The organism is Streptomyces sp. NPDC058457 (genome assembly GCF_042720695.1).
Lineage (GTDB): Bacteria > Actinomycetota > Actinomycetes > Streptomycetales > Streptomycetaceae > Streptomyces.
Genome location: NZ_JBHXLU010000127.1, coordinates 1 through 16,946, shown reverse-complemented (window position 1 = coordinate 16,946; position 16,946 = coordinate 1). Strand labels below are relative to the sequence as shown.

Here is a 16,946-nt window from a genome sequence, read left to right as displayed (position 1 = left end):
CGCGCCCCTTTGGGGCGCGCTGTTCGGGACGTCACTTCGGAGGGAACCGCAACGCCCCGTCCAAGCGGACCACTTCGCCGTTGAGGTAGCCGTTCTCGCACAGGTGCTGGACGAGGGCGGCGAACTCCTCCGGTCGTCCCATCCGGCGCGGGTGGGGCACCTGCGGGCCCCAGTACGCCTCCAGTTGGTCGGCGGCCTTGCCGTACGCGGGGGTGAGGACCGTGCCGGGTGCGATCGACACCACCCGGATGCCCAGCGGCGACAGATCACGAGCGGCCACCAGGGTCATCGCGCTCACCCCGCCCTTCGCGGCGGCGTACGGCAGCTGGCCGATCTGGCCCTCGTACGCCGCGATGGACGACGTCGTCACGATCACACCGCGCTCGCCGTCCTCCCCGGCGGGTGCGGTGCTGGCGATGGCCGCGGCGGCCAGGCGCATGACGTTGAACACCCCGGTCAGATAGACGTCGACCGTGGTGCGGAACCCGGCGAGATCCAGTGGCGACCCGTCCCGGCCGACGAGCCGACCACCACGCGCTGGACCGCCGTGACAGTCCACCGCCGTGCGGAACTCGCCCTCCTGCGAGGCGACTTCGACTGCCGACGCCATCGACTCCTCGTCGGTGGCGTCCGCGCGCACGTACCGCACCCCCAGCTCCTCCTGGAGGGCCTTGCCCTTGTCGTCGGCCAGGTCGGCGACCACGACCCGCGCGCCCGCCGCGTGCAGCCGTCGTACCGTCGCCTCGCCCAGTCCACCCGTGCCACCGACCACCAGGGCCGAGGAACCCTCGATGAGCATCGCCGTTCCCCTCTCTTGCGAGTAAGGCTCTGAGTGTATGAGAATGCCATTCTCATGAACATAGCCGTGATCCTGGAAATGGCCGCCTCCGCGGGAGACCGGCCGGCCGTCACCGAGGGCGGCCGTTCGCTCTCCGCCGCCGAACTCCAGCGCCTCGCGCGTCATGCGGCCGACCGCTTCCGCGACCGCCCCGCGGTCCTGTACCTCGGCGTGAACCACCTCGCCTACCCCGTCGCCCTGTTCGGCGCGGCCCTGTCCGGTGTCCCCTTCGTCCCCCTCAACTACCGCCTGGGGAACGAGCAGTTGGCCGCCCTGCTGGAGCGGCACCCGGGCGCGGTCGTCCTACGCCCCGATGACCTCGACGCCTTGCTCGCCCCCTTGGGCGAGGCCGTGTGGCGGCCGACCCCCGACGACCGGGACGCCACCGCCGTCACCCTCTACACCAGCGGCACCACCTCCGCCCCCAAGGCGGCACTGCTGCGCCACCGCCACCTGCTCGCCTACGTCTTCAACACCCAGGACTTCGGCTCGGCGGAGGCCGACGACGCGACCCTGGTAGCGCTCCCGCCGTACCACGTCGCCGGGTTGATGAACCTGCTGACGAACCTCTACGCGGGCCGGCGGATCGTCTACCAGGCCTCCTTCGAGGCGGCGGACTGGCTGGCGACGGTTCGGAGCGAGCGCGTCACCCACGCCATGCTGGTGCCGACCATGCTCGCCCGCGTCACCGCCGAGCTCGGCGAGAGCCAGGCCGGGACGCCCACCCTGCGCAGCCTCGCCTATGGCGGTGCGCGCACCCCGCGCCCGGTGGTGGAGCGGGCGCTGCGGCAGTTCCCGGAGACCGGCTTCGTCAACGCGTACGGTCTGACGGAGACCGCGTCCTCCATCTCCGTCCTCGGCCCCGACGACCACTGGCAGGCCCTGGTCGCCGAGGACCCGGCCGTACGGGCCCGGCTCGGCTCCGCCGGCCGCCCGCTGCCCGGGATCGAGGTCGAGATCCGGGACGAGGACGGCAAGGTGGTCGAACCGGGGGCGACCGGGCTTGTCTTCGTGCGCGGCGAGCAGATCTCGGGGGAGTACGCCGCAGGCCGGGTGCTGGACGACCACGGCTGGTTCGCCACCCGCGACCGGGGCCGGGTCGACGAGGCGGGCTACCTGTTCGTCGAGGGGCGCGCCGACGACACGATCATCCGCGGTGGCGAGAACATCGCTCCCGCCGAGATCGAGGACGTACTCCTGCAGTACCCGGGGGTGCGGGAGGCCGCAGTGCTCGGGGTCGCCGACCCGGAGTGGGGGCAGCGGCTGGTGGCCGTCCTGGTCGGCTCCGGGGACCCGGCGGACATCAGGGCCTTCGTCCGCCGCCACCTGCGTTCCTCGAAGACGCCCGACCTCGTCGTCTTCCGTCCCGAACTGCCCCGTACCGCCACCGGCAAGCTCCTGCGCCGGACCCTCGTCGCCGAACTGGAGGAGACCGCCGATGCCTGAGGCCGTCATCGTCACCGCCCTGCGCACACCGATCGGCACCGCGTTCAAGGGCACCCTGCGCAGCACCACCGCCTACGACCTCGCCGACCGCATCGTCTCGGCGACCGCGGAGCGACTCGACTCCGCGCTCGTCGACGACGTGGTGCTCGCCGAGTCCCACTACGGCGGCGGGGTCGTCGCCCGGCACGCGGCCCTCACCGCCGGACTGCCCCGGGTCCCCGGCCTCGCCCTGAACCGGCACTGCGCCGCCGGACTCGCCGCCGTACAGACCGCCGCGGCCTCGATCCGGGCCGGCATGGACCGCCTCGTCGTCGCCGGTGGCGTCAACTCCACCTCCACCGCACCCAAGTTGTCCTTCCAGGACACCGAACGCTGGGTACCGCCCACGCATCCCGACCGCCCGGACGCGCCCAACCTCGACATGTCGATCACGGTGGGCTGGAACACGGCCGTACAGGAGGGCATCGGGCGCGAGGAGATGGACGCGTGGGCGCTGCGCTCGCACCGCAACGCCGTACGCGCCCAGGACGAGGGCCGCTTCAAGGACGAGATCGTGCCCGTGGAGACGCCGTACGGCTCCTTCGAGGCCGACGAGCACCCGCGCCGGAACACGAGCGCGGAACGGCTGGCCGCGCTCAAGCCGCTGCACCCCGAGATCGAGGGGTTCTCGATCACGGCCGGGAACGCCTGCGGCGCCAACGACGCGGCCGCCGCCGTGGCGGTCGCCGACGAGCGGCTGGGACTGCCCGCGCTGGCCAGGGTGCGCTCCTGGGCCTCGGTGGCTCTGGATCCGGCCGAGACCGGGCTGACCCCCGTGCTCGCCATCCCCAAGGCGCTGGAGCGGGCCGGGATGTCGGTCCCCGACGTGGACCTCTTCGAGATCAACGAAGCCTTCGCCGTCGTACCGGTCGCCGTGATCCGCCGCCTCGGCCTCGACCCGGACGCGGTGAACGTCAACGGCAGCGGCTGCTCGCTCGGCCACCCCGTGGCCGCCACCGGGGCACGCATGGTCGTCACCCTCGTCCACGAACTGCGCCGCCGGGGCGGGGGAGTGGGCGTGGCCGCGATGTGCGCGGGCGGCGGCATGGGCTCCGCCCTGGTCCTGGAGGTGCCCGCGCCCTGACCGGTCGGCGGGCGGGGCCTAGCCGCCGAACCTCAGCAGCGCCTCCTGCGCGTAGGAGGCGAGCAGTGTCCCGTCCTCGGCGAGGACGTCGCCGCGTCCGAAGCACCGCCCGTGTGCGGCCAGCGGGCTGTGCTGGCGCAGCAGCAGCCACCGCCCGGTGCTGAACGGGCGGTGGAACCACACGGTGTGCGCGGTCACGGCCGAGCCGAACGCCCGGCCCGCGTCCGCCTGGGTGAGGCCTTCCAGGGGGCGCAGCGCGGTGCCGATCGGGGTCAGGTCGGTGGCGTACGCGAGCAGCGCGGGGCCGAGATCCGGCGGTGCGGCCGGGACGCGGGTCCACAACTCGTAGACGGGCGGCTCGGACTTCGCGGTGTCGAGGTCGGTGGCAGCCCGCGACTCCCAGGGCAGCAGCCCGAGTTCGATGGTGCGCTCCGGGCCGGGCAGCGCCGGCGTGGGCTCCACCGTCTGCCGGTCCGGCCCTTCCTCCCACACATGCAGACTCGCGCTCGCCACTGCGACGACTCCGTGCTCCTGGCCGGCGGTGAGCCTCACGGTCGCGAAGGTACGGCCGTGCTGCGGCACGTCGGCCTCGTAGCGCACCGGTTCCCCGGTGCGGCCCTCGCGCAGGAACTGCGTGTGCAGCGACTTCAGGGCCTTGCCGGGCGCGGCGAGATGGGCGGCGCGCGCGAACTGGGCGAGGAACTGGCCGCCGAACAGCCGCCGATACTGAAGCCGTTGCGAGCGGCCTTCGTAGGCGTCGGTGCCGTGCGCGGTGAGGTCGAGGCAGCCCAGGAGGTCCTGCCAGAGATCCGTGGTCACGTGCTTCCTCACAGGTCGACGAGGCGGCGCGTCCGGCGCTCGCGCAGCAGCAACGCGCCTGCCTCCCGGGTCAGTTCACGGGTCGAGCCGAGCAGTCCGTCGAGGACGAGAGTCCGTTTTACGTGCCGGTGCAGTGCGTGCTCGGCGGTGAAGCCGATGCCGCCGAGGGCCTGTTGACAGTGGCGGGCGGCGGTGAGAGCGGCCCGCCCGGCGGCGGCCTTGGCGAGCAGTGAGCCGGTGTCGTCCTCGGCAGCGGCGAGGGCCGCCTCGGCTCCCTCCAGCGTCACGTAGGCCTCGGCGAGCCGGTGCCGCAGGGCCTGGAAGGAGGCGAGGGGCCGCCCGAACTGCTGTCGGTCCAGGACGTGTTCCCGCGCCAGTGCGAGCATCGCGCGACCGGTGCCGAGCAGCCACCAGCCCAGCGCCCGCCTTCCGGCGGCGAGCGGGACGGCCTCGCCCGGGTCCACCCTGCGCAGCGGCAGCCCCGGATCGAGGGCACTCGCCACCGGGGAGCCGTCCCGCGCCCACTCCACCCAGACCCCGCCCGCGTACGGCAGCGGCAGCGTCCCTCCGACGGGCCGCCCGGCCGCGCGAAGGACGACGTCGTTGAGTACGGCGGCCTGCGCCCCCGTCTCCCCGAGCAGCCGGAAGACCAGCGGGACGGCGGTGACCGGCTCCTCGGCCAGCATCTGCGGCCAGCCGAGGTCGGCGAGCGCGGGGTCGAGCCCGGCGCCGGGCTCGGTCGTCGTCATGGTCTTGCGCAGGGCCTCTTCCAGAAGTCCGCGTTCGGCGGTGTCCACTGCGGGTCACTCCTTTCCGAGGCCGAGCAGGCGACGGGCGACGATGTTGCGCTGGATCTCGGCGGTGCCGCCGTAGATGCTGGCGGCCCGCGAGTAGAGGTAACCGGTGCGCCACCCGGCGTCCTCGGCCAGCTCGACCACCGTCGGCAGGAGATCGCGCGCGGTGTCGAACAGCCGCTGCTCGGCGGTGGCCAGGAGGATCTTGTCGACCGACGTCTCCGGGCCGAGCCGTCCGCCGCCCGCCAGTCTCCGCTGGGTCGCGGCCGAGCGGCAGCGCACGGTGTGCAGGTCGAGCCAGACGGCGCCGAGGGCGTCGGCGTCCGGCTCGCGGTCGTCGGCAAGGAGCCGGTCGAGGGTGCCGTAGAGGTGGGCGATGCGGTGCCAGAAGCAGGTGGACCGTTCGTGCGGCAGGAGGTCCATGGCCAGGCGCCAGCCGTCACCGGGGGCGCCCAGCATCCGGTGCGCCGGTACGCGTACGTCGTCGAGGAAGACCTCGGCGAACTCGTCGACGCCGTGCATGGTGCGCAGCGGCCGTACGGTGATGCCGGGGCTGTCCATGTCGACGAGGAAGGCGCTGATGCCGGCGTGGCCCGGCCCTCCGGTGCGGGCCAGCAGGACACAGCGGGCCGCGTACTGGGCGAGGCTCGTCCACACCTTCTGGCCGGACACCACCCAGACGTCACCGTCGGGCACGGCCCGAGTGGACAGCGATGCCAGATCACTGCCCGAACCCGGCTCGGAGAAGCCCTGGCACCACTGTTCCCGGCCCGACAGCAGCCGCGGCACCATCTCGGCGGCGAGCGCGGGCGGCGCGTAGTCGACGACGGTCGGCACCAGCACCTCGACCATGGACCAGATGCCGGGCTCCGCCAGCGCCCGCGAGGCGACCTCCTCGCCGAGCACCGCGCGCAGGGTGCCGCTGCCGCCGAGCCCGCCGACCGCGCACGGCCAGCCGTACCGCATCCAGTCCGCGTCCCACAACGCCGCACGCACCCTGGCCAGTTGGGCGACCTGGGCGTCGAGGGAGTCGTCGGTCGGGGGCGTCAGATCGTTGCCGTCGAGCCAGGCGCGCACACCCTGCCGGAACTCGGCCGTCTTCATGACCGCGTTCGGTCGAAGGCGTGCGGGCGGCCCGAGTCGTGGGCCCCGCTGCGGCGGATGAAGGTCATGGCCCGGGTGCGCAGCCGCCAGCCGTCCGGGGTGCGGGCGTAGGTGTCGTTGTAGTAGCCGATGCGCATCCGGTGTTCGGAGTGCTCGACGAAGCAGAGCGGCTGGGTGCCGGTGGCGGTGTCGCCGGCCAGCTCGACCTCCGGTGCTCCGACCAGGAAGAGGCCCTTGGGGGCGGCGGCGATCAGCGCGGGGAACTCGTCCAGCGGATAGGTGTCGCCGAACGCGCTGTAGCTGCCGTCCGGGGTGAAGACGCCGAGCACCCGGTCCACGTCCCCACGGGTCATGGCGACCGCGTACCGGGCGAGGAGCTGCTGGATCTCGATCAGGTCGTCGGTGGCGCTCAAGGGGCCTCCACGGTCATTCGGTGAGAACGTGATTCTCGAAATCGAGTATCACGCTTCCATGCGGACCGGTCGCCGTCAACGCCGATGTCGCGTAAAGCAACCTCCCCTTGCGCGAATGGTTGATTCTCCATTAGCGAGAAGCTAGTTTCCAATCCATGGATCAGTTCCTGGCCTTCACGGTGGTCGGCCTGAGCACCGCCGCCATCTACGCCGTGATCGGTAGCGGTCTGGTGCTCACCCACACCACGGCCGGGGTCTTCAACTTCGCCCACGGCGCGGCCGGAATGCTCGCGGCCTTCGCCTACTGGCAGCTCGCCGTCGGCTGGGGCTGGCCGGTGCCGGTCGCCCTGGCCGTCGTGCTCCTTGTCCTCGCGCCCGCCTTCGGCCTGTTCGTCGAACGAGTCCTGATGCGCCCCGTGCAGGCCCTCGGCGAGGCCGAACGGCTCGTCATGACGGTCGCGTTGCTCGCCGGCTGTATCGCGCTCGCCCGTTGGGTCTGGGATCCCGACACACCCCGTCCGCTCACCCCGTTCTTCGCCGGTCAGCATGCCGTCCGGCTCGGCCCGGCCGTCGTCACCTGGCACCAGGCGATCACCATGGCGACCGCGCTCGCCATCGCCGTCGGCCTGTGGTTCCTGCTCCACCGCACGCGGGCCGGTACGGAGATGCGCGCCAGTGTCGACGACCGTGCCCTCGCCGGGCTGACCGGTGCCGATCCGCTGCGCGCCGGCCGACTGGCCTGGGTGCTCGGCATCCAGCTCGCCGCCGTCGGCGGCATCCTCATCGCCCCCACCGTCGCGCTCGACGCGCAGCAGCTCTCCCTGCTCATCGTCAGTGCCTACACCGCCGCCGTCTTCGGGCGGCTGCGCAGCCTGCCCCTCACCTTCCTCGGCGCGGTCGTCGTCGGACTGCTGGAGGCCTACCTCGCCGGCTACCTGCCGCAGAACGACTACCTGCCCGGCCTGCGCCTCGCCGCCCCCGCCCTGCTGCTCTTCCTGGCCCTGCTCGCCTTCCCGCATCACCGGCTGCGCCGCCGCGACCGTACGGTGGTCCGCGTCCCGCTGCCGGGCCGGCGCGGCACCCTGGTCTTCGCGGGCTGCGTCCTCGCGCTCGCGCTCCTCCTGGTCGGCGTGCTGACCGAGGACCAGGTCATCTCGTACGGCACGCTGTTCTCGCTCGGTGTGATCGCCCTGTCCTATGTGCCGCTCGCCGGATACGCCGGGCAGGTCTCCCTCTGCCAGCTCTCCATCGCCGGGATCGGCGCGGTGGTCTGGGGCCACCTCGGCGCGCACGGCGAGCTCTGGGCGCTACCGGTCGCCGTCCTGGTCGCCGCGGCCGTCGGCGCCCTGGTCGCGCTGCCCGCGCTGCGCCTGTCGGGCATCTACCTGGCGCTCGGCACCGTCGCCTTCGCCACCGTCCTCGACCGGTGGATCTTCACCCTGCCGGCCTTCGACGTGCTGGGCGTGCACATCGCCCTGTTCGACCAGGGCTCGGTCTCCGTGACCGGCCCCGACCTGTTCGGTCTGCACCTCACCTCACCGGCCGAACTGCTCGTCCTCGCCGCCGTCTGCCTGGCCGTCACCTCGGTCGGGGTGGCCGGGCTGCGGCGCGGCCGCTACGGCCGCCGGCTGATCGCCCTGCGTGACAGCGAGGCCGCCTACGCCACCCTCGGGGGCCGCCTGCTGGTCGCCAAGGTCGCGGTCTTCGCCCTCTCCGCGGGCATCGCGGGACTGGGCGGCGCGCTCTACGGCATGCAGCTCCAGACCGTCACCGCCGACCAGTTCGGTCTCGTCGCCGGACTGCCGGTGTTCCTGATCGCGGTCGTCGGCGGCCTCGGCTCGGTCGGCACCGGCCTGTTCACGGGGCTCGCGTACGTCGTGCCCACACAACTGCTGGACGGGCTCGGTTCCTGGGCACAGAACCTGTCCGCACTTCTCATCGCCCTCGCGGGCATGGGCTTCGCGCACAGTCCGAGCGGTGTGATCGCACGGCTGCGGGCCGACTGGGCGCCACTCGGCCGCGACCGGCTGCTGCTGCCCGCACTGCTCGCTGTGCTCGCCGGGTGCTGGGCGCTCGCCGCCCTGGTCCCGGACGGCGGCCCGCCCTCCCTGGCCGCCGCCCTGCTGGCGGCCGTGACACTGCGCGGCCGTGCCGCCGCACGCGAGGCCGCCCCCGTCGACATTCCGCCGGAGTGGTGGGGCGTACGACGCCCATGGCGGCCCGAGGACGGGGAGGTGCTGAGCCGTGCCACCGCTGCTGCAAGCTGAGGGGATCACCGTCGCGTTCGGCGGCCGACGGGCCCTGGACCAGGTGTCGCTGGCCGCCGAGGCCGGCCGGGTCACCGGCCTGATCGGCCCCAACGGGGCCGGGAAGAGCACGCTGTTCGACACGTTCTCCGGGCTCCGTCGCCCGCAGACCGGCCGGGTGCGGCTGGACGGCCGCGACATCACCCGCGAGGGCCCCGCCCGCCGAGCACGGCGTGGCATGTCCCGGACCTTCCAGCACCTCGAACTCTTCGGCCGGCTCTCCGTCCGCGACAACCTCCTCGTCGCCGCGGAACTCGGGCCCCGACGCGGCCACGCGGCCCGTACGGCGGACGAGGTCATGGACCGCCTCGGCCTGACCGACACGGCCCAGGCCCCCGCGGACGCCCTGCCCACCGGCATCGCCCGCCTCGTCGAGGTCGGCCGCGCCCTCGTCCAGAGCCCCCGCCTGCTGCTCCTCGACGAACCCGCGGCCGGGCAGGACGCCGAGGAGACCGAGCGCTTCGCCGACCTGCTGCGCTCCCTGGCGGCCGAGGGCACGGCGATCGTACTGGTCGAACACGACATGAGCCTGGTCATGGCCGTCTGCGACGACGTGTACGTCCTCGACCTCGGTCAGGTCGTGGCGTGCGGCCCGCCGGCCGAGATCCAGCAGAACGAGACCGTCCTTGCGGCCTACCTGGGGGAGCCATGACCGTGCACGCCGGCCCGCTGCTGGAACTCCGCGGCGTCCGCGCCGCCTACCACGGCATCACCGTGCTGCACGGTGTGGACCTGGCCGTCGCCGCGGGCCAGGTGGTGGCACTCCTGGGACCCAACGGCGCGGGCAAGACCACCGTCCTGAAGGTCGCCGCCGGACTGCATCCTCCCAGCGCCGGGCACCTGCTGATGGGCGGCCGGGACGTCATCGGGATCCGTCCCGGCCGCCTCGCGCGCGCCGGGGTCTGCCTGATCCCGGAGGGCCGTGGCGTCTTCCCCAACCTCTCCGTCCGGGACAACCTGCTGATGATGACCTTCTGCGGCCGCGGCCGGGAGGAGATCGAGGAGACCGCGTACGGCCGTTTCCCCGTCCTCGCCGCCCGCCGCACCCAGCAGGCGGGCACTCTCTCCGGCGGCGAGCAGCAGATGCTCGCGCTCGCCCGCGGCCTGGTCACCGATCCCGCCGTGCTCCTCCTCGACGAACTCTCCATGGGGCTCGCCCCGTTGGTCGTCGCCGAACTGTACGAACTCGTCGCCGAGATCGCCCGGCAGGGCGTCGCGGTGCTGGTCGTGGAGCAGTTCGCCGCCGCCGTACTGAAGATCGCCGACCACGCCGCCGTCCTCGTCCGTGGCCGGATCCAGTGGCAGGGGCACCCCGACAGCTCCCTGCAGGCCGAACTGTCCTCCTACTACCTGGGGAGCCCCACATGACGTCGACCCCCGTACCGGCCTCCCGGGCGGACCGGTTCGTCCGTGAACTCGCCGAACTGAAGATCCCCGACCCCGCCGCGGCCCGCACCGCCCTCTGGCTCCGCCTCGGCGGACTGCTCATGACCGCGGGCCTTGTGCTCGGTGCCCTCGCCTTCCCCCTCGCCCACGCCACGGACAACTCGCTCGCGCAGGGAGACGCGCTCTCCCTCGGCCTCGGCGGCATCACGGCCGCCGTGGTGGGCGCCGCGCTCTTTCTCCGCCATTCGCTCACCGGCTTCCTGCGCTTCTGGCTCGTCCGCCAGTCCTACGACCTGGACCGGCTGGGGGAGCGCCTCAGCGATCCCGCCGTCGCCGCGAAGACGGTCGACCCACCCGCACGAGGAGTCGACCCACCCGCACCAGAAGTCGACCCACCCGCACCAGAAGGAGAACCACGCAATGGCGCTGCCCCCTCGCCCAGGTGACCAGCTCGCCGCCGCCACCTCCACCACCCGGGTGATCGTCATCCGGGCCCCGGCGGGCGTGGCGGGACAGATCGAGTGCGGCGGCATACCGATGGTCCCGGCCCGTGACACGCCCGCCGCACCGGCCGACGACGAGCCGTCCGGCACGCTCATCGGAAAGCGCTACGTCGACGCCACCGACACCCTCGAACTCCTCTGCACCGCCTCCGGAGCCGGCCAACTCACCTACGGCGGAGTGCCGTTGCAGATCAAGGCGCCCAAGGCGCTGCCCGCATCGGACTGACCCCAGCCCCAAGGAGCCCGCATGAACCGCGACGACATGATCCTCATCAGCGTCGACGACCACATCATCGAGCCGCCCGACCTGTTCGCGAACCATCTGCCGGACCGCTACAAGAAGGACGCCCCGCGCCTGGTCCACCGCGAGGACGGCAGCGACGTGTGGCAGTTCCGGGACAGCAGCGTGGGCAACGCCGCGCTCAACGCGGTCGCCGGCCGCCCCAAGGAGGAGTACGGCATGGACCCGCAGGGCCTCGACGAGATCAGGCCCGGCTGCTACGACGTCGACGAGCGGGTCGCCGACATGAACGCCGGTGGCGTGCTCGCCCAGATGAACTTCCCCTCCTTCCCCGGCTTCTCGGCCCGCCTTTTCGCCACCGAGGACTCCGACTTCTCGCTCGCCCTGGTCCGCGCCTACAACGACTGGCACATCGACGAGTGGTGTGCCGCGCATCCCGGCCGGTTCATCCCGATGGCCCTGCCCGCCATCTGGGACGCCGAGCTGTGCGCCCAGGAGATCCGCCGGGTCGCCGACAAGGGCTGCCACTCGCTCACCTTCCCCGAGAACCCGGTCCCGCTCGGCTACCCCAGCTTCCACACCGAGTACTGGGACCCGGTATGGCGTGCCCTGACCGACTGCGGCACGGTGATGAACCTGCACATCGGCTCCTCCGGCCGCCTTGCCGTCACCGCCCCCGACGCCCCGCCGGACGTGATGATCACCCTCCAGCCGATCAACCTCGTCCAGGCCGCCGCCGACCTGATGTGGTCCCGGGTGCTCAAGGAGTACCCCACCATCAAGATCGCGCTGTCGGAGGGCGGCACCGGCTGGATCCCGTACTTCCTGGAACGGCTCGACCGCACCTACGAGATGCATGCCACGTGGACCCTCCAGGACTTCGGCGGCAAGCTCCCCTCGGAGGTCTTCCGCGAGCACTTCCTCACCTGCTTCATCAGCGACCCGATCGGGGTACGGCTGCGCAACGAGATCGGCATCGACAACATCTGCTGGGAGGCCGACTACCCGCACAGCGACTCCATGTGGCCGAACGCCCCGGAACAACTGCACGAGGTGCTCACCGCCAACTCCGTGACGGACGACGAGACCGACAAGATGACCCACGGGAACGCGATGCGCTGGTACTCGTTCGACCCGTTCGCCCACATCCCGCGCGCCCAGGCCACCGTCGGCGCGCTGCGCAAGGCGGCGGAGGGACACGACGTGTCCGTCAAGTCCCGCAGCCACCAGGTCATCGCCCCCGCGGACAAGCTCGCCACCTACCGAAAGAAGGCACAGGCGGCACTGGCAGCCGCCGAGCAGTGAGGCGGGGCGAACAACCGGGAGGGCAGGGCCGGACTCCACCGCTGGTGTCATCGGCAGACCCTGCCCTCTGCAGCCGGTCGGGCCGGCGATCCGGACCGTGGAGCGCCGCGCGGGGAAAGGGGACGGGGTGATCGTCCGAAGGGCGGCTTCAAAGTTGTCTGCACCCTTCCGCTCACGCCGAAAGCCCCAACCCATGGCTATCCGTGTCCTGCTCGCCGACGACCAGGCTCTGCTGAGGGCGACCTTCCGCATCCTCATCGACTCGGTCGAGGACATGACCGTGGTCGCGGAAGCCGCCGACGGCCGGGAAGCCGTCGACCTCACCGCCGAGCACCGCCCCGACGTGGTCATCATGGACATCCGTACAGTAGGTGCGGAGTTGGGGGGTGGGGACACAGCAAGACACCTCCAGTCCCGAGCTGGGTGCCGGGGCCTGTACGACCCACCCCCCTATGGCCGCGAGTTCCTCACGATCTCCGTCCGGCCCAGGTGTGCGGTCCCACGAACAGGGTGAACAGCCCGCGCGGGACGGGGGCCACCCCCACGCACCCTGTTCGCCCATCGGTCTTGGGCGCTTCCCCGCGAGGCCTCGAAAGAAGGTACGGGGATCCTTTCGGGGGCTCAGATGGATTCCAGGCTCTCTCGGCGAGTGAGTTCCCCTATTCTCGGAAATAGGGGATGTACCGCCGAGGGGGAGATGCATGGGGGAGAACGAGGTCGAACTGTCCGATGCCATCGAGGCGTTGAGGGGCAGTCTTGAACGAGCCAGGACCCAGGGCAGCGGGCGGTCAGTGCGGTTCGATGTGGAGTCCGTGGAGCTCAATCTCAGCGTGACGGTCACTCAACAGGGGAAGGGCTCCGCGGGAATCCGCTGGCACGTCCTGACGGCGGGTGGCGAGCGATCCCGGGGGACGGAGACGGCTCAGTCGCTCACGCTGCGGCTGGCACCGGTTGTCGTCGATGCGGTGGGCGTCCCGTTGTCGCCGAACGACCAGCGGATCTCGGACAGCGCCGGAGCGGCGGCACCGCGTGACGAGACGCTGAGCGACCGGGGCTAGCGCGTGTCGGCGGCGAACTCGGGTGCCGTGGAGACGGAGCGCATCGCCTGCATCCGCTTCACTCTGGACGCGGAGGTCCGGTACGGCTCGGGACTCTTCATCTCCGCCAACACGGTCCTCACGGCGGACCACGTCGCCGAAGGCCGTGATCACGTCCTGCTGCGGATCGTCGGCGACGAGCCCCTCGCCGAGCACCGGGTGACGCACGTGATCCGGTCGGGCCATTCCGACGTTGATCTCGCCCTGTTGATCGTGGCCGATCCGGTGCCCGGTCTGGAGCCGATCCGGTTTGCACGCGTCGACCGAAGCCGACTGGGGCGCATCGAGGGCTGCGTCGCCGTCGGTTTCCCATGGTGGCGGATGGGCGGAACGGACGGAGGGCTCCGGAGGTCCGCACACGTAGAAGGGCATGTCCCGCTGGCGGAGGGCTTCGTCATCCCCACAGCCGGCCGCCCCACCGGTCCCGCGCTCCTGACGCTGGTCGGCGACCGGACGCCCGCCGATCGCCCGCCGGTGTCGGAGGGGTATGGCCCCTCGCCCTGGGGCGGTATGTCGGGAGCGGTCGTCCTGGCGGGACCCGTCGGCGAACAGCGCGTCCTGGGCGTGGTGACCATGGTCAACATGGCTGCGGGTCCGCAGTCTTTGACCGTGACTCCCGTAACGGCCTTGGAAGCGCTGCAGCCGCTCGATTATGCGCCATTCGCCCGGGCCCTCGGCTGGGGGGATCGTCCGGAGTTCGACCAGCTTGCGCCGCAACTCGGTGTCGAGACCCGATGGGTGGGCGATCTCGTCACCGACTGCCACCCGGTACGGCACTTGCACGTCCATCCGTCCATCGTGGGATACGGCCCGCCTACCGCACGCTACGACCCCCTGCCCTTCTATATCGAACGAGCGCACGACCGCGAACTGCGCGCCCGTCTCGCCGCAGCCTCGTCAGGGGCCGCCGACGTCGTAGTACTGGTCGGGATGTCTTCCACCGGCAAATCAAGGGCCGCCTACGAGGCCGTGCGCGCAATCGTGCCCGATTGGCGCGTCTTCTTTCCGAGCGATGCGCAAGAACTCCTGGCCGCTGTCGAGGATGACCGGGTGGCGGACAGTACGGTGGTATGGCTCGACGACGCATGGCAGCTGATCGGTGACGATCCGGCGCAGCAGGCGGGCATCGCCCTGGAAAGGCTGCTGCGACCAGGACGCGGCCCGCTGCTCGTCATTGCAACCATGTGGCCGGAACATTGGGACAAGATCAATTCCCCCGACGCGCGCAAGGCTTCCCGACTTCTGCGCATGTACGAGTGCATTCGAGTCCCTGACGACTTCACCGGGGTCCGTGACGAGGACCTCCAACGCGCCATCGACTACGACCCGGCCATTGCCGAGAGTGTCGAGACTGTGGGCAGAGGAGGCGGGGTCACCCAGTTCCTCGCCGGCGGTCCATTCCTGATCAACCACTATGAGACGAGGGGAGGACTTCAACGTCGACTCCTGGAAGTGGCACTGGATGCGGCACGTATCGGCCTGCGGTCCGTCACCACTGCCTTTCTGGAGACGGCCCTCGCGCCGTCGGAGGAGGGTGGCCACTCGGCCCACGGCCCGGCGTTCGAGGAAGCGGTACACGCTCTTACCCGTGTCGAACCGGTCGCCCCCGTCTCGGTATCGCGCACCGCTCCCCATGCCTACCAGCTTGCCGACTTCCTCGCCCAGCACGCGGACGCCCTGAGACGTGATCCTCCGCTGCCTGAGGTGTGGACGGCGGCCTTGTCCTGTCCGTCTCAGGAGGAGAGATGGAATGTGGCAATCAAGGCATATAGCTGCCACTACTACCGAATTGCGACCCTGTTGTGGGCTGACCATGGACGCATAGAACTCGATGGCTACGCGCGAGAGAAGATCAACGACATTGAGAGACTGATACCCCCTCCAGTCGAGCAGTTACCCAATTGGAACTCCATGCGGCCTCCGGAGTGGCCAAATCTCATCTTTTCCATGATATTCATCTCGGGCTCTTTCGAAATCTATCAACCCCGCTCGGTCTTCGGCGTAGGTCCAATATTGATGGCCCTTGTGCTTTTTTTCGCATTGGCGATGACTCAAATCGGCTGGGCGCTTCTGTGGACACGTAACCCACGGTTTGACGCGCTTTTCCGGAAGTCGCCGGAAGCGGCACTGGAACTCGCTCGTCGTGCCGATGGGAGGGCGAAGCTTTCGGCGGCCGTGCACTGGCTGCAAAGGGTGGGGCCGCCACGCGGGGAATACCCTGAGGATCGTCTTGTCGCCCTCTCGTTTGCCCGGTTCGTGGTGGCAGCGGAGCGAATTGACGTCCTGCTGGACATGTTCCCTCCCGACGGTGAGATTGACGTGCTCTGGAAAGGGCGTGCCTTGACGACCACGGGATGCTCCCTGCGTGAATCCTGGGAGCCGGAGAGCCCGCCTTTGGTGCTCCTGCGTGCCCATCGTCCCGCAGAAGCCGCCGAATGGCTGGAGGGAGCCGTCCGTGCGCACGGCAACGGTCGCGACCTGACCTGCGGACTGGTTGAGATCTTGACGGAGTTGGAGCGTTTCGATGAGGCTGTCGAATGGCTCGCCACCGTGCAGCCTGGTCGTGGCTCGGTCAATCGGCCTTTGCTCGAGGGCCTCATTCGCGGCGGCCGACTACGGGAAGCCGCGGATTTCGTGAGGCAGGAAGCCCCGTACACCGACGACGGCTACCTGATCTGGGCCTCCTCGCCCTTGGCTGAGGCACTGGAGGCGGCCGGGGAGTTGCAAACCGCTGAGAGCTTTTTACGAGACCTGTGCCCAGAGGATTTGGTTTACTACAACCGAATGCGCCCGGACTTGAACCCTCACCTGCGGCTGGCGCTCCTCCTCGCTCGGCATGGCGCAGAGGAGAAAGCAGATGCCTTGTACCTCGACGGAATGGAGAGAGCGGGAGGGGACGAGGATTGGCTGAACGAAACCCGCTTCCAGTACGGCCTCTTTCTCGCGTACCGTGGACGCCTTCGCGACCTGCACTTGCTACAGGGCCTCCGATACGAGGAGCTGACCATGCTGACCGCCTTCGCTGGTGCGAATGGCGACCAGCGACTGGACGGCTCGGTATACCTCAGCGACCTGGTCCGGTTCCTGGAGCTCACAGGGCAGGTGGACGAGGCCCTGGAGGTGTTGGACCTTCGGGTCAGGGCCCGTGGCCTGAATGGCGTAAAGCCTGACGGCCATTTCTATGCCCGCACAGGGATCTTGGCGCGTGCCCGGCGCAGCGAGGAGTGTTACCTGCTGTGGAAGTACGGCATGGAGCCAGACGGCTCACCCGCCAGGCCATGGCACCCGAAATCGCGCACATCGGGTTTGTTCACCGATGACGTGCTTCCCTCCAAAGAACATCTCGACACGTTCGCGGCGCATCACACGATTTACTGAGCCGTTCGGCGCGGCCGCCGATCGAGTGGCGGGGTCAGGGTCTTGGCCATCCGGCCTCTTGGATGTGCCGTGCCGATGGATGCCCTGCCGAAGATGAGCCGTTTCGATACGCTCCGGGCCATGAGACTGCGGAACTCCCGTTCGCTGGACGTCGGTTCGGTGCATGTGATCGTGACGGGCGGGTCGAGTGGTA

16 protein-coding genes are annotated in these 16,946 nt (G+C 70.6%); 11 read left to right on the top strand and 5 right to left on the bottom strand.

Annotated features, from left to right (window positions below; genetic code table 11):
* Positions 1-31: 31 nt before the first annotated feature.
* A complete protein-coding gene (locus ACFWPS_RS49750) occupies positions 32-799 on the bottom strand; it encodes an SDR family oxidoreductase (protein ID WP_383719909.1) in 768 nt (255 codons plus the stop codon).
* 54 nt (positions 800-853) lie between these two features.
* Here ACFWPS_RS49750 and ACFWPS_RS49745 point away from each other — a divergent pair, with 54 nt between their 5' ends.
* Together ACFWPS_RS49745 and ACFWPS_RS49740 are read left to right on the top strand one after the other, a co-directional pair.
* The gene (locus ACFWPS_RS49745) at positions 854-2,284 is read left to right on the top strand and encodes a class I adenylate-forming enzyme family protein (protein ID WP_383719906.1); all 1,431 of its coding nucleotides are present in this window, start codon (positions 854-856) and stop codon (positions 2,282-2,284) included.
* Positions 2,277-3,407 (top strand): thiolase family protein, encoded by a 1,131-nt coding sequence (locus ACFWPS_RS49740; protein WP_383719904.1) that lies wholly within the window; start codon positions 2,277-2,279, stop codon positions 3,405-3,407. The genes ACFWPS_RS49745 and ACFWPS_RS49740 overlap by 8 nt, the downstream gene beginning before the upstream one ends.
* Positions 3,408-3,425: 18 nt before the next feature.
* Here ACFWPS_RS49740 and ACFWPS_RS49735 read toward each other — a convergent pair whose 3' ends face one another.
* Genes ACFWPS_RS49735 through ACFWPS_RS49720 form a run of 4 tightly spaced genes read right to left on the bottom strand, consistent with a single transcriptional unit; the run spans position 3,426 to position 6,537 of the window.
* A complete protein-coding gene (locus tag ACFWPS_RS49735) occupies positions 3,426-4,226 on the bottom strand; it encodes an acyl-CoA thioesterase (protein WP_383719901.1) in 801 nt (266 codons plus the stop codon).
* An 8-nt stretch (positions 4,227-4,234) separates the two neighbouring features.
* Positions 4,235-5,023: an acyl-CoA dehydrogenase family protein gene (locus ACFWPS_RS49730; RefSeq protein WP_383719898.1), complete on the bottom strand. Its 789-nt coding sequence runs from the start codon at positions 5,021-5,023 to the stop codon at positions 4,235-4,237.
* Between the two features lie 6 nt (positions 5,024-5,029).
* Positions 5,030-6,124 carry an acyl-CoA dehydrogenase family protein gene (locus tag ACFWPS_RS49725; RefSeq protein ID WP_383719895.1) on the bottom strand — a complete coding sequence of 365 codons (1,095 nt, stop codon included), beginning with the start codon at positions 6,122-6,124 and terminating at the stop codon, positions 5,030-5,032.
* On the bottom strand, positions 6,121-6,537 hold the full coding sequence (locus tag ACFWPS_RS49720; protein ID WP_383719893.1) for a nuclear transport factor 2 family protein: 417 nt from the start codon (positions 6,535-6,537) through the stop codon (positions 6,121-6,123). The genes ACFWPS_RS49725 and ACFWPS_RS49720 overlap by 4 nt, the downstream gene beginning before the upstream one ends.
* A 155-nt stretch (positions 6,538-6,692) precedes the next feature.
* On the opposite strand from ACFWPS_RS49720, the gene ACFWPS_RS49715 reads away from it, so the two are divergent.
* From ACFWPS_RS49715 to ACFWPS_RS49675, 9 genes are all read left to right on the top strand, one after another.
* Entirely contained in the window at positions 6,693-8,804 is a 2,112-nt protein-coding gene (locus ACFWPS_RS49715) for an ABC transporter permease (RefSeq protein ID WP_383719890.1), read from the top strand.
* Positions 8,782-9,495: an ABC transporter ATP-binding protein gene (locus tag ACFWPS_RS49710; RefSeq protein ID WP_383719887.1), complete on the top strand. Its 714-nt coding sequence runs from the start codon at positions 8,782-8,784 to the stop codon at positions 9,493-9,495. Before ACFWPS_RS49715 ends, ACFWPS_RS49710 begins: the two co-directional genes overlap by 23 nt.
* Positions 9,492-10,211, top strand: coding sequence for an ABC transporter ATP-binding protein (locus tag ACFWPS_RS49705; RefSeq protein ID WP_383719884.1), 720 nt, complete (start codon positions 9,492-9,494; stop codon positions 10,209-10,211). The genes ACFWPS_RS49710 and ACFWPS_RS49705 overlap by 4 nt, the downstream gene beginning before the upstream one ends.
* On the top strand, positions 10,208-10,675 hold the full coding sequence (locus ACFWPS_RS49700) for a hypothetical protein (protein WP_383719881.1): 468 nt from the start codon (positions 10,208-10,210) through the stop codon (positions 10,673-10,675). The genes ACFWPS_RS49705 and ACFWPS_RS49700 overlap by 4 nt, the downstream gene beginning before the upstream one ends.
* Entirely contained in the window at positions 10,650-10,958 is a 309-nt protein-coding gene (locus ACFWPS_RS49695; RefSeq protein ID WP_383719878.1) for a hypothetical protein, read from the top strand. The genes ACFWPS_RS49700 and ACFWPS_RS49695 overlap by 26 nt, the downstream gene beginning before the upstream one ends.
* A gap of 21 nt (positions 10,959-10,979) precedes the next feature.
* The gene (locus ACFWPS_RS49690) at positions 10,980-12,278 is read left to right on the top strand and encodes an amidohydrolase family protein (protein WP_383719875.1); all 1,299 of its coding nucleotides are present in this window, start codon (positions 10,980-10,982) and stop codon (positions 12,276-12,278) included.
* Between the two features lie 193 nt (positions 12,279-12,471).
* Positions 12,472-12,792 (top strand): response regulator transcription factor, encoded by a 321-nt coding sequence (locus ACFWPS_RS49685; RefSeq protein WP_383719873.1) that lies wholly within the window; start codon positions 12,472-12,474, stop codon positions 12,790-12,792.
* 187 nt (positions 12,793-12,979) lie between these two features.
* A complete protein-coding gene (locus ACFWPS_RS49680; protein WP_383719870.1) occupies positions 12,980-13,336 on the top strand; it encodes a trypco2 family protein in 357 nt (118 codons plus the stop codon).
* Positions 13,337-13,363: 27 nt separating this feature from the next.
* The gene (locus ACFWPS_RS49675) at positions 13,364-16,753 is read left to right on the top strand and encodes a trypsin-like peptidase domain-containing protein (RefSeq protein ID WP_383719868.1); all 3,390 of its coding nucleotides are present in this window, start codon (positions 13,364-13,366) and stop codon (positions 16,751-16,753) included.
* Positions 16,754-16,946 lie beyond the last annotated feature (193 nt).

Bases quoted from the DNA above. Each gene is read 5' to 3' on its own strand.
- ACFWPS_RS49750 (WP_383719909.1), bottom strand. From the start codon at position 799: ATGCTCATCGAGGGTTCCTCGGCCCTGGTGGTCGGTGGCACGGGTGGA.
- ACFWPS_RS49745 (WP_383719906.1), top strand. From the start codon at position 854: ATGAACATAGCCGTGATCCTGGAAATGGCCGCCTCCGCGGGAGACCGG.
- ACFWPS_RS49740 (WP_383719904.1), top strand. From the start codon at position 2,277: ATGCCTGAGGCCGTCATCGTCACCGCCCTGCGCACACCGATCGGCACC.
- ACFWPS_RS49725 (WP_383719895.1), bottom strand. From the start codon at position 6,124: ATGAAGACGGCCGAGTTCCGGCAGGGTGTGCGCGCCTGGCTCGACGGC.
- ACFWPS_RS49715 (WP_383719890.1), top strand. From the start codon at position 6,693: ATGGATCAGTTCCTGGCCTTCACGGTGGTCGGCCTGAGCACCGCCGCC.
- ACFWPS_RS49705 (WP_383719884.1), top strand. From the start codon at position 9,492: ATGACCGTGCACGCCGGCCCGCTGCTGGAACTCCGCGGCGTCCGCGCC.
- ACFWPS_RS49700 (WP_383719881.1), top strand. From the start codon at position 10,208: ATGACGTCGACCCCCGTACCGGCCTCCCGGGCGGACCGGTTCGTCCGT.
- ACFWPS_RS49695 (WP_383719878.1), top strand. From the start codon at position 10,650: ATGGCGCTGCCCCCTCGCCCAGGTGACCAGCTCGCCGCCGCCACCTCC.
- ACFWPS_RS49690 (WP_383719875.1), top strand. From the start codon at position 10,980: ATGAACCGCGACGACATGATCCTCATCAGCGTCGACGACCACATCATC.
- ACFWPS_RS49685 (WP_383719873.1), top strand. From the start codon at position 12,472: ATGGCTATCCGTGTCCTGCTCGCCGACGACCAGGCTCTGCTGAGGGCG.
- ACFWPS_RS49680 (WP_383719870.1), top strand. From the start codon at position 12,980: ATGGGGGAGAACGAGGTCGAACTGTCCGATGCCATCGAGGCGTTGAGG.